The 11,759-nt window shown below is 54.2% G+C and carries 13 protein-coding genes; 2 read left to right on the top strand and 11 right to left on the bottom strand.

Annotated features, from left to right (window positions below):
• From ABYP39_RS13405 to ABYP39_RS13395, 3 genes are all read right to left on the bottom strand, one after another.
• A partial coding sequence (locus ABYP39_RS13405; RefSeq protein ID WP_372782993.1) for an ABC transporter permease occupies positions 1–501 on the bottom strand: 501 nt, incomplete at its 3' end.
• Between the two features lie 4 nt (positions 502–505).
• Positions 506–1,210: a lipoprotein-releasing ABC transporter ATP-binding protein LolD gene (lolD, locus tag ABYP39_RS13400; RefSeq protein ID WP_372782991.1), complete on the bottom strand. Its 705-nt coding sequence runs from the start codon at positions 1,208–1,210 to the stop codon at positions 506–508.
• 8 nt (positions 1,211–1,218) lie between these two features.
• Positions 1,219–2,469, bottom strand: a complete 1,251-nt coding sequence (locus tag ABYP39_RS13395; RefSeq protein WP_372782989.1) for a lipoprotein-releasing ABC transporter permease subunit — start codon at positions 2,467–2,469, stop codon at positions 1,219–1,221.
• A gap of 141 nt (positions 2,470–2,610) precedes the next feature.
• Here ABYP39_RS13395 and ABYP39_RS13390 point away from each other — a divergent pair, with 141 nt between their 5' ends.
• Both ABYP39_RS13390 and ABYP39_RS13385 read left to right on the top strand, forming a co-directional pair.
• Positions 2,611–3,714, top strand: coding sequence for a 3-deoxy-7-phosphoheptulonate synthase (locus ABYP39_RS13390; protein WP_372748927.1), 1,104 nt, complete (start codon positions 2,611–2,613; stop codon positions 3,712–3,714).
• On the top strand, positions 3,686–4,597 hold the full coding sequence (locus ABYP39_RS13385) for a hypothetical protein (protein ID WP_372782987.1): 912 nt from the start codon (positions 3,686–3,688) through the stop codon (positions 4,595–4,597). The genes ABYP39_RS13390 and ABYP39_RS13385 overlap by 29 nt, the downstream gene beginning before the upstream one ends.
• 56 nt (positions 4,598–4,653) lie before the next feature.
• Here the strand turns inward: ABYP39_RS13385 and nqrM are convergent, their stop codons facing one another.
• Genes nqrM through ABYP39_RS13345 form a run of 8 tightly spaced genes read right to left on the bottom strand, consistent with a single transcriptional unit; the run spans position 4,654 to position 11,755 of the window.
• Positions 4,654–4,890, bottom strand: coding sequence for a (Na+)-NQR maturation NqrM (nqrM, locus tag ABYP39_RS13380; protein WP_372748925.1), 237 nt, complete (start codon positions 4,888–4,890; stop codon positions 4,654–4,656).
• 27 nt (positions 4,891–4,917) lie between these two features.
• Entirely contained in the window at positions 4,918–5,940 is a 1,023-nt protein-coding gene (locus ABYP39_RS13375) for an FAD:protein FMN transferase (RefSeq protein WP_372782985.1), read from the bottom strand.
• On the bottom strand, positions 5,933–7,126 hold the full coding sequence (nqrF, locus tag ABYP39_RS13370) for an NADH:ubiquinone reductase (Na(+)-transporting) subunit F (RefSeq protein ID WP_372750407.1): 1,194 nt from the start codon (positions 7,124–7,126) through the stop codon (positions 5,933–5,935). The genes ABYP39_RS13375 and nqrF overlap by 8 nt, the downstream gene beginning before the upstream one ends.
• A 49-nt stretch (positions 7,127–7,175) precedes the next feature.
• Complete coding sequence (gene nqrE, locus ABYP39_RS13365) at positions 7,176–7,784, bottom strand: NADH:ubiquinone reductase (Na(+)-transporting) subunit E (RefSeq protein ID WP_372760975.1); 609 nt, start codon at positions 7,782–7,784, stop codon at positions 7,176–7,178.
• On the bottom strand, positions 7,785–8,438 hold the full coding sequence (locus tag ABYP39_RS13360) for an NADH:ubiquinone reductase (Na(+)-transporting) subunit D (RefSeq protein ID WP_372782997.1): 654 nt from the start codon (positions 8,436–8,438) through the stop codon (positions 7,785–7,787).
• An 8-nt stretch (positions 8,439–8,446) separates the two neighbouring features.
• Positions 8,447–9,229 carry a Na(+)-translocating NADH-quinone reductase subunit C gene (locus ABYP39_RS13355; RefSeq protein ID WP_372782983.1) on the bottom strand — a complete coding sequence of 261 codons (783 nt, stop codon included), beginning with the start codon at positions 9,227–9,229 and terminating at the stop codon, positions 8,447–8,449.
• Positions 9,222–10,418, bottom strand: coding sequence for an NADH:ubiquinone reductase (Na(+)-transporting) subunit B (locus ABYP39_RS13350; protein ID WP_372749458.1), 1,197 nt, complete (start codon positions 10,416–10,418; stop codon positions 9,222–9,224). Before ABYP39_RS13350 ends, ABYP39_RS13355 begins: the two co-directional genes overlap by 8 nt.
• Positions 10,419–10,420: 2 nt before the next feature.
• On the bottom strand, positions 10,421–11,755 hold the full coding sequence (locus tag ABYP39_RS13345) for a Na(+)-translocating NADH-quinone reductase subunit A (protein ID WP_372782995.1): 1,335 nt from the start codon (positions 11,753–11,755) through the stop codon (positions 10,421–10,423).
• Positions 11,756–11,759 lie beyond the last annotated feature (4 nt).

Genomic DNA, 11,759 nt, shown 5'->3' with positions numbered 1-11,759 from the left:
GCTTGCCGGAAGCACCACATTTACTTTATCTCCAACGTCTACACCGAGATTATCTGCCAGCGCGCGCCCCAGAATGATCGCGGGATACTCTCCGCCCGCTTTTAACGCGTCCAGATCAACAAAGCGCGCCAGACCGGAAGCGCCCTTTTCCATCTCGGCGTCAACACCATAGATCAATGCAGGCTCCATGCTTCGCCCTTTCGCTAGCATGGCCTGCAATTCAATATACGGCGCTACCGCCGCAACACCGGGCTGACGTTGAGCCGTGCTGGCGAGTGCCTGCCAGTCTTCTGTGTTTGACCAGGGAATGATGGTGATGTGAGGCACCAGCGACAGAATGCGCTCGCGCATTTCCCGGTCAAAGCCATTCATCACCGACAGCACAACAATCAGCAAGGCAACGCCCAGCACCAATCCCGCAGTGGAAAGACGCGACAAAAACGCGAGCAGATGGTCAGCATTGCGATCAAGACTGTAACGAATTCCAATAAAGCGCCACACGATATCAGCGCTCCCGCGACAATCGACCGTGGTCGATCCGGTAAACCGTTCCCATTTTCTGGGCCATCGTTAGGTCATGCGTCACAATCACAAAACTGGTGTTAACCGAGGCATTCAGTTCAAGCAGCAGCGCCTGAACTGACGCTGCATTATCGGCATCCAGGTTACCCGTGGGTTCATCCATCAACACGCAACCGGGTTCTCCCACTAAGGCCCGCGCAATCGCCACACGCTGCCGTTCGCCGCCTGAGAGCGCTGCCGGACGGTGTTTCAAGCGCTGGGACAGGCCCACACGTTCGAGTAGCGGCGCGGCTTTCGCTTGTGCCTCACGCATGCTCATGCCTCGTATTAACAGTGGCATGGCCACGTTTTCCAAAGCGCTGAATTCTGGCAATAGATGGTGAAACTGATAGACAAAACCCAGTGCGCGATTACGCAGTGCAGAACGCGCCTTTTCCGACAATTCTGCAATCGGTTCGCCCATCACATGAACCTGTCCAGACGTTGGTTTATCTAAACCACCGAGCAACTGTAACAAAGTCGTTTTGCCTGAACCGGACTGCCCGACAATCGCCAGCAGCTCGCCGGGCGCTACCGTCAAGTCCACGCCATCAAGCACGCGCACCAGCTCAGGCCCCTGCTTAAATTCCTTGTGCAGCTCACGACAGGTCAGCACGTTCACGATTGATTCCCCAGTTTTTTCATTCATCGCGCAAATTACTCATAACGCAGCGCTTCAGCGGGCTGAATGCGCGCCGACTGCCAGGCCGGATAAAGCGTCGCCAACAAGCTCAGCACAAAAGCCGCAACAACAATGCCGGTAAAATCTACCCAGCGGAATTCAGAGGGAATTGCGCTGATAAAGTAGACATCCGGGTTAAAGACCTTGATCCCTGCAAAGGATTCCAGCCAGCCGATAATCTCCGACACATTCATCGCCAACGGTACCCCCAGCAGGCCGCCAAGACTGATACCCAACAAGGCTGTCATCAATCCATAACAGAGAAAAATACCAATGACCATTCCCGGTGTTGCACCCATTGTGCGTAACACGGCTACGGCCGTGCGCCGCTGTGAAACCGCCATTGTTAAGATAGAAATGATATTGAAGGCAGCAATCACCACAATAAAAAACAAAAGCAGGCGGATCATCTTCTTTTCCATTTTCACCGCCTGAAAAAGACTGCCCTGTGTTTCGGCCCAGGAACGAGTTTGTGTGCCGTCTGGCATCTGCCCTGACAACGCAGCCAGGCGCTGTGGCGCAGCAAACAGGTCGTCAAACTCGACCCGCAGGCCATTCACTGCATTCCCCAAACGCAGCAGGCGCTGCCCATCTCGAAGGTGTACGAACGCGGTATTGCCGTCGATATCGGCACCTGCACTGAATAAACCAACGACCTGCAAGACTTTTTCACGAGGATAGATGCCCAGCGGGGTGACCGTGACCATTGGCAATACCGCCGTAACATTATCGCCTACGGTCACCTGTAGATGCCTGGCGAGAATATCACCTAACAGAATTTCAAAGTCGGGATTTTCCAGATATCGCCCTGCCACCAGCTGATCATGTATGGCCGACACCGCTGTCTCTGCCTGCGGATCAATTCCCAACAGTTCGATACCGCGCAGACGGTCGCCGCGCATCAACATCGCGGCGGTTCCGACATACGGCGACACACCAACAATGCCCGCCTGCTTACGAAGTTGAGCTGCCAGCGACTGCCAGTCATCAAGACGGCGCTCAGGGCCATCGACAAAACCATGAGGCACCAGCGACAGCACCCGGCCACGAAGCTCTGCCTCGAACCCGTTCATAACGGACATCACCACGATCAGCGAGGTAATACCCACCGCCATGCCCAGCAGTGATATCCAGGATACCAGGGAGAGAAAGCGGTCTCGGCGCCGAGAGAAAAAGTAGCGTAAGCCGATCCGTAGGGAATAAAGCAGAGAAGAAGTCTGGGCCATTGGCGCGTGATCGTGTATTTGGCTTATAGTAGTTTGCAAAGAGTGCTGCAAGAGTGCCGCCCATCATACGCGAACTTCAGGGGCAGCAGAACCAATGCCCGAAAAACCGGCATTCACTCAATGATTACTGGAGGCTAACGCATGCTGTTAATACTGCACCCGGACATTGACCATCAGTCAGATGAATACAAAGCCACGCTACTCCACCTCAATGCGCTGCCCGGCGTGACGGTTAAAGAACACGTGGTTCAGGGCCAGCAACAGCAACTGACAGAAATCTATCTGATCGGCGAAACCAAGCCACTAGATACGGCTGACATGGAAGCATTGCCCGCAGTTGAGCGTGTCATCCGCATCTCCGAAGAGTATCGCATCCTCGGACGCCATCACGACGACCAACGAATCAGCGGCTTTGATTACCAAGGGCTGCGCTTCGGTCAGGACACGCTGCACGTTTTCGCAGGCTTGTGCGCAGTGGATAATCCCGAGCACGTCGATATTATGATGAAGACACTGGCCGACAACGGCCAGCGCTGCACCCGTATGGGTGCATACAAGCCGCGCACCAATCCCTACGCATTCCAGGGGCATGGCAAGGGTTGCCTTCCGTACGTATTTGAACTGGCCGGAAAGCACAATATTGCTGCGATTGCGATGGAAGTCACCCATGAGTCTCATATTGAAGAAATTGATACCTGCCTGGAAAAATGTGGCCGCCCAACCGGGGTCATTCTTCAAATTGGCACGCGCAACACTCAGAATTTTGAACTGCTAAAAGCCATTGGGCGCCAGCAACGCTATCCAGCCCTGTTGAAACGCGGTTTTGGTATCACCCTGAATGAATCGTTGAATGCTGCGGAATACCTCGCCAGCGAGGGCAATACCCAGGTTATATTCTGCCTGCGCGGCATGAAAAGCGATTTCGGCGCACCGCACCGCAATATGGTGGATTTTTCCCATATTCCCGTGGTGAAACGACTGACACGCATGCCGGTGTGTATCGATCCGTCACACTCGGTTGGTACTCGCGACCTGAGCCCCGACGGAGTCATGGATATCTGCCACGCTACCGCCCAGGGCGTGATCGCCGGTGCTAATATGATTCTCGTGGACTTTCACCCAGCACCGCCGAAAGCATTGGTCGACGGGCCACAGGCTATGTTGCTCAGTGAGCTTCCTAAGTTCCTGGCCGACGTTGCACTGTGTCGGGAAACCTATGAGAAGCGTCGTGCGCTCTGGCAATAACTCCAGCTATCGCCGTCTCCTGCTGCTTTGCGTACTGGCGCTGAGCGCAAGCGGTGCCAGCTACGCCAGCACCATCAACCTGGGTGACACCGAGCAGACACGCTTCGAGCAAATCTACCTGACACTTGAGAGCGCCTCTGAAAACACCCGGCGGCGACGTATCTCTGTCGTGGAAGCTCCCGTCGATCCTGCCGTGTTCACCCGATTGCGCCGTGTAAAAAGCAACGGTCGCGAATCCTTTAGTAACGCCACGCTGATCGCCGGGGGAGATTGCTACTGGATCGCATCAACTGCTGGTCACAGCGTGCTTGACCAGCGCTTCAGCCGACTCGCAAATCGCGCAGATATTGAGGTAGAACTCCCCGATGGCAGCTGGGTAAACCCGGAGGAAATTGCCGCTAGCCCCCGCCTGAGCTGGAACAGCGATGAAATCGACGACTGGGCCTTGCTGGTATTGCGCGCGCCGCGCTGTCAGTTCAATGACACCCTTCGTTTTGCCAGTACCCTGCCCTACCTGCCGACGCAGCCACTTGATCGGCAAGTTCTCGACCAATGCCGTCGCGATGTGCAGTTTATGTGCTACCACTTCGATCAAGGGGTGAGCAAGGGTCAGCGCATGTTGGAAGAAAACTGTGAGTTACTGAGCATAGAGCGCACCGAGGGTCACACAGGCTACGCCAGCTGCAAGGTAGACTACGGCGTTTCCGGCTGTTCTCCGGTCTGCATCCGCGGCGATGTGTGGATCAATCTGGGCGTCTTCTCAAAGGGATTGAAGCGACACGCCAGCGACACTTTTCCGCAGCCGGTGGCAGGCTTTCGGGTCATGGATGGAGAAATCGCTGACGTATTGCGGGAACTGAAAAGAAAGTACAAGCTTAACTGAGACCGGCTATTTCCCCTGCGACGCAGCGGCCTGGCCGCCTGCGCACAGGAGAGGTCTTAGCTGGCGTCGTAAAAATTACCGTTCGACCCTGCCGCTTTCGCCGCCTTCTCAGTTTCTTCCTCGCACTTTTTCGGATCATTGCCGCACAGGTCGCAGATATAATCCGGGTCACCCAGCGCATTACCAACGCCCCCGCAGGAGCCTTTGATGGGCTTGCGCCCCATCAGTACACCAATGGCCATAATCGTCACCAGAAACAGCATGACAACAAATGTAACGAGTAACATCTTCATACAATCACCTCTCCTCTACCATACGCCCTAGTCGAGGTAGGGTTCAAATGCTTTGCTCCAGCGGGTTTCAAAGCCACTATCGGTTTTCTCAATCACAAAAATCGCGAGATTGTGAGTTTCCGCGAGTTTCAGTGCCTTGTCCCCACCCAGCACCAACAAACCGGTAGCCAGGGCATCGGCATAGGCAGCGTTTTCTGCAATCACTGTCACCGACGCGGTGCGGTGCTTAATCGGATAGCCGGTTTTGGGATCAAGGGTATGGGAGTACCGCGTCCCGTTATCCTCGAAATAATTGCGATAGTCACCAGATGTCGCCAGTCCCACACCACTGACTCGAATCGCCTGTTGCACGCCGGCGGCAAGGCCCTGAGGTTTTTCAATGCCCACACGCCAGACATCACCACGAGCACTTTGACCTGCGGCGCGGATTTCACCGCCAATTTCCACAAGGTAGTTCGCCACGCCCTGGCGCTCCAGCCACTGCGCAACCATATCCACGCCGTAACCTTTGGCAATACCCGATAGGTCTACCGTGACCGGTTGCTTAATCTTGATACGAGGCTCAGTCAGGTCCAGCTGCAGATGCCGAAAGCCCGTCTCTTCCAACGCCGCATCGATCGCACTCTGTGAAGGCACATGTTGCCGACGGCGTTCAGCACCGAACCCCCACAATTCCACCAGCGGCGAAATCGTTACATCAAAGGCTCCGCCGGTCAGCCAATTGACCTCAAGACTGATCAACAGCATATCCGACAGGGTATGACTGATATCGTGCCAATCCTCTAGCGTCATCGCCGACAGCGCATTCACTTCCGATTTCGGCTCGTAAGTTGACGCTATTTGATTAAACGCCTGTAGCAACGCATCAAGCTGTTGCTGTGCCGCCTCTGCCTCGAAGTCCCGCGGGGCCATCAAACTGATGTTGTAGCGCGTACCCATGGTATCGCCGCTGAGTTTGACCAGTTCCGGCTTTTGACTGCAGCCGGCTATAACGAAAAAGAGCAGCCCGAGGGCTGCCCTTTGCAGTATCGATGAAAACAAATCAGCCACCGAAGTCATCCAGCAGAATATTGTCTTTCTCAACACCGAGATCTTCCAGCATTTTGATACAAGCTGCGTTCATCATGGGCGGTCCGCACATGTAGAACTCACAGTCTTCCGGTGCTGGGTGATCCTTCAGGTAGTTATCGTACAAGACCTGGTGGATAAAGCCTTTCAGGCCGTTCCAGTTGTCTTCCGGCAGCGGATCTGACAGCGCCAAATGCCACTTAAAGTTCTCGTTCTCTTCCGCCAGCTTGTCGAACTCTTCGACGTAGAAGGCTTCGCGCATAGAGCGGGCACCGTACCAGAACGAAATCTTGCGGGTGCTGCTGAGTCGCTTGAGCTGGTCAAAGATATGCGAGCGCATTGGGGCCATACCGGCGCCACCGCCGATAAACACCATTTCAGCATCGGTTTTCTTGGCGAAAAACTCACCAAATGGACCGTAGACCTTCACCTTGTCACCGGGCTTCAGGTTGAATACCCACGAAGACATGATACCGGGAGGGACTGTCAGGTCACTCGGATGCGGAGTCGCACAGCGAATGTTGAATTTAACGATGCCCTTCTCTTCTGGATAGTTGGCCATTGAGTAAGCGCGAATCGTCGTCTCGTTGCACTTGGATTCGAGATCCAGGAAACCGAACTTTTTCCAGTCATCCAGATACTCTTCCTGAATATCGAAATCCTTGTACTTCACCAGATGCGGAGGACATTCCAGCTGCACGTAACCGCCGGCGCGAAAATCTACATTCTCACCCTCAGGCAACCGCAGTGTGAGTTCTTTGATAAAGGTCGCCACATTGGGGTTGGATTCAACCGTACACTCCCACTGCTTGACCCCAAAGACCTCTTCAGGGATTTCAATTTTCATATCCTGCTTGACTGGAGTCTGACAGGACAGGCGCCAACCCTCACGGGCTTCGCGCGGTGTAAAATGTGCTTCCTCGGTCGGCAGCAACGAACCGCCACCTTCACTCACAATACATTTGCACTGGGCGCAGCTGCCGCCGCCGCCACAAGCTGATGCCAGGAACAGGTTGTTGGAAGCCAATGTACCGAGCAGCTTGTCGCCTGCAGGTACTGTGATGGTCTTCTCGCCATTAATCTCGATATTCACATTGCCCGAGCTAACCAGTCTGGAGCGGGCAAACAGGATCACCGCCACCAGCGACAATACAACCGCGGTGAACATGGTGACACCGAGAATGATTACTGTATTCACTACGTCAGTCTCCTCTCGGTTACAGGTCGATGCCGCCGAAGGACATAAAGCCCAACGACATCAAGCCAACGGTGATGAAGGTAATACCGAGACCACGCAGGCCTTCGGGAACATCACTGTATTTCATTTTCTCACGAATTCCCGCCAGAGCAACGATGGCCAAGGCCCAGCCTGTGCCAGCGCCAGCGCCATACACCACGGATTCGCCAAGGTTGTAGTCGCGCTCTACCATAAACAGGGAAGCCCCCATAATGGCACAGTTAACCGTGATCAGCGGCAGAAACACACCCAGTGCGCTGTAAAGCGCGGGCACATATTTGTCCAGAAACATTTCCATGATCTGAACAATGGCTGCGATTACACCGATATAACTCAGCAAACCAAGAAAACTCAGGTCGACGTCGGGGTATCCGGCCCAGGCCAGAGCACCATCGGCCAGCAGATTGGTGTATATCAGGTTGTTCACCGGAACCGTAATGGTCAACACCACGATTACAGCGATACCCAAACCAATGGCTGCTTGAATCTTTTTCGAAATTGCCAGGAAAGTACACATGCCGAGGAAGAACGCCAGGGCCATGTTCTCGATAAAAACCGAGCGTATAAAGAGGCTCAGATAGTATTCCATTTACACGGCCTCCTGTGCACGGGTATTGGAGCAAATCTTGAATTCAGGCTCTTCCACCTGGTCAGTTTTCCAGGCACGCAGCGCCCAGATAAAGAACCCAATCAGGAAGAATGCACTGGGTGGCAACAGCATCAGGCCGTTAGGCACATACCAGCCACCATTGTTTACGGTTTCCAGCAGCTGGACACCGAAAAGGCTGCCGGAGCCGAACAGCTCACGGAAGAAGGCGACGAACAGGAGCACGACACTGTATCCCAGACCATTGCCCACACCATCAACAAAGCTGGCAACGGGACCGTTTTTCATGGCAAAGCCTTCAGCGCGGCCCATGACAATACAGTTGGTAATGATCAGGCCAACAAACACCGACAGCTGTTTACTGATGGTGAAAAAGAAGGCCTTGAGTAGCTGATCTACCACGATAACCAACGAAGCGATAATAACCATCTGCACGATGATTCGAATGCTGCTGGGAATATGATGGCGGATACTTGAAACCGCCATACTGGAAAAGGCTGTAACAGCGATAACCGATACGCACATCACCAGGGTAACTTTCATGCTGGAGGTAACCGCCAGCGCACTACAAATACCCAGAATCTGCAAGGCAATCGGGTTATTGTTGAATACCGGTCCCGTGAGGGTTTCCTTCATCGACACGATTACGCCTCCCCTGACTTCAAGTTAGCCAGAAACTGTTTGTATCCCATTTCACCCATCCAGAACTGCACCAGGTTGGTGACCCCGTTACTGGTCAGTGTCGCGCCCGACAGGCCGTCTACTTTATGTTCGGAACCGTTTTTATCGGGGTCAACAGCACCCTTGACTACGCCAAGAGCAACCTGACCATTGTCGTAAACCTCTTTTCCCTGCCACAGCGATTTCCACTTGGGGTTGTCGACTTCGCCGCCAAGCCCTGGGGTTTCGCCATGCTCATAAAAACCAAAGCCAGCGACAGTATTGAGGTCAGATTCCAGCGCCAGAAAACCGTACAGCGTCGACCACAGGCCATAGCCGTGAACCGGCAGAATGATCTTTTCAAGCTGACCGTTAGTCTCTACCAGGTAGACAATGCTGTAATTCTCACGGCGCGAAATATTGGCCTGATCGTCGGCATCGCTCAGATTGGTTGATGTTTTCGGGTTTTTGGCAATTTTGCGCTGCTCAAAGTTTTTCGGGTCAAACTGGTCGGTATATCTGCCAGTTGTCAGGTCAACAATACGCGGCGTGATCTTGGAGGCGTATTCCTCTTCAATCTCAGCGTCACTCTGACCTGGCTCAAGCATACCTGCCGCCGCCAAAATATTACTCTTGCGGTCCAGCGCCTTGTTTTTCACCTGCGCTGGTTTCAACAGTACCGCTGCACTGGATACCACCAACGAGCAGACGATACACAGCGCAACGGCGACCAGCAGCGTTTTCTTGATAGTGTCGTTACTAGCCACGCGCGAGCCTCCGCTTGATGTTTGCTTCTACAACGAAGTGATCGATCAGAGGCGCAAACAGGTTAGCGAACAGAATCGCCAACATCATGCCTTCTGGGAAGGCTGGGTTTACGACACGGATCAGAACCACCATCACGCCAATCAATGCACCAAAAATCCACTTACCGGTATTGGTCATAGACGCTGACACAGGATCAGTAGCCATAAAGATCATACCGAAGGCAAAACCGCCAATGACCATATGCCAGTACCATGGCAGTTCAAACATGGGATTGGTAGAACCGACGTTGTTAAACAGAGTCGACAGCGCGATCATGCCCAGCATAACGCCGGCAACAATGCGCCATGAGGCGATGCGGGTCCACAATAGGAAGGCACCGCCGATAAAGATAGCCAAAGTAGACGTTTCACCAATAGAACCCGGCATCAAACCGGTAAAGGCATTCCACCAGCTGAGACTGCTCTGCAGCGCGGCCAGACCATCGCTGGCGGCAATTGACAGTGCCGTTGCGCCGGTAAAGCCATCTACGGCTGTCCATACCGCGTCGCCACTCATGCTCGCCGGGTAGGCAAAGAACAGGAAGGCACGGCCGGTCAGCGCCGGGTTAAGGAAGTTTTTGCCGGTACCGCCAAACACTTCCTTGCCAACCACAACACCGAAAGTGATCCCAAGCGCCACCATCCAAAGTGGAATGCTGGGCGGACAGGTCAAGGCAAACAGTATGGAGGTAACGAAGAAACCTTCGTTAACTTCGTGGCCACGCTTCATGGCAAACAGCACTTCCCAAAAGCCACCAACCACAAAGGTGACAAAATAGATCGGCGCGAAGTACCAGAAGCCGTACCAGAAATTATCCCACCAACTCGCCGGGTCGTTACCCGCCAGTGCGGCGATCAACGGTGTACGCCAGTCGGCGTTCATGGCCGCGCCGGTTTCCAGCAATATGGAGTTGGCCTGATAGCCAACGTTCCACATGCCGAAGAACATCGCCGGGAAGGTACAGAACCACACAGTAATCATGATGCGTTTCAGGTCAATGCCATCGCGCACGTGAGCCGTCGTCTTGGTTGTCGACGACGGAGAATAAAAGATGGTATCGACCGCCTCATAGAGGGCGTACCACTTCTCGTAACGGCCGCCCTTGTGAAAGTGCGGCTCCATAGAATCGAGTAATTTACGCAACGCCATCATTAACCCTCATGTTCGATGCGCGTGAGGTTCTCACGCAGAATCGGACCGTATTCGTACTTGCCCGGGCACACGTAAGTGCACAGAGCCAGATCTTCTTCATCCAGCTCCAATGCTCCCAGTGATTGCGCCATCTGGGTGTCACCCACAATCAGCGAACGCAGCAACTGGGTCGGCAGAATATCCAGCGGCATAATGTTTTCATACACGCCTACCGGAACCATGGCACGTTCACTACCGTTGGTGTTGGTGTTGAAATTGAACAGGCGCTTGGGTGCAAACTGGGACAGATAAATGCGCAGCGTGGAGTGTTTCTGGGTGCCCGGTGACAGCCAGCCCATAAACTCGCGCTCAGTGCCTTCTTTCAACACACTGACCTGCGTGTGGTAGCGACCCAAATAGGCAACGGGACCACGTGCAGTTCGGCCGCCCAACACAGAACCGGAAATAATGCGGCTGTCCTCAGCTTTTACCTGCCCGGCAACCAATTCTTCCAAATGCACACCAAGACGGGTACGCAACAAGCGTGGGTTATCAACCTGTGGGCCAGCCAGTGCCACTACGCGCTCTGTCCAGAGGTTGCCGGTAGTTAGCAACTTACCGATGGCAATCACGTCCTGGTAGTCCACTGTCCAGGCGACTTGCTTACTGGATGCCCCCAGCAAATAGTGTACGTGGGTGCCCGGCAGACCTGCCGGATGCGGACCGGCAAATTCCTCGGTGGTAACGCCTGCAGCTTCGGGGATATCAGCACCCGGTGCCTTGCAGACAAAAACCTTACCGCTCAGACGCGACAGCGCTGCCAACCCATTGACGAAATCTTCACGATATTCGCCAATAACCACCTGCGGATCGCCTGCCAGCGGTCGAGTGTCCATGGCATTAACGAAAATCGCAGCGGCCTTTGCATCGAGCGCCGGCGTTTTGCTGAACGGTCGGGTTCGCAACGCACACCACAAACCGGATTCCACCAGCTTGTCGCGAAGCGCGCTTTCTTCCAGTGAACCGATCTGGCCAGCGTCAACCTTCCCGAAATCAACGTAGTCGTCTTCCTCTACGTCAATAACGACAGATTGCAGCACACGACGTTCACCGCGATTAATCGCCGAAATCACACCGGTTGCCGGCGCGGTATAGCGCACCCCAGGCGTTTTCTTGTCGGTAAACAGCAATTGACCGGTTTTAACCCGATCCCCTACCGACACTTCCATAGTCGGCTTCATACCCACGTAGTCGAATCCAACCACGGCCACCGTGCGCACCTTCGGACCAGCATCTATCTGCTGAGCCGGGGCGCCGGTGATGGGCAAATCCAGACCTTTACTAATCTTGATCATCAGC

Source organism: Litorivivens sp., from assembly GCF_041625495.1.
In the GTDB taxonomy this organism is placed as follows: domain Bacteria; phylum Pseudomonadota; class Gammaproteobacteria; order Pseudomonadales; family Spongiibacteraceae; genus Litorivivens.
The sequence above is the reverse complement of the archived record's forward strand: the minus strand, read 5'-3'. Positions and strand labels throughout refer to the sequence as shown.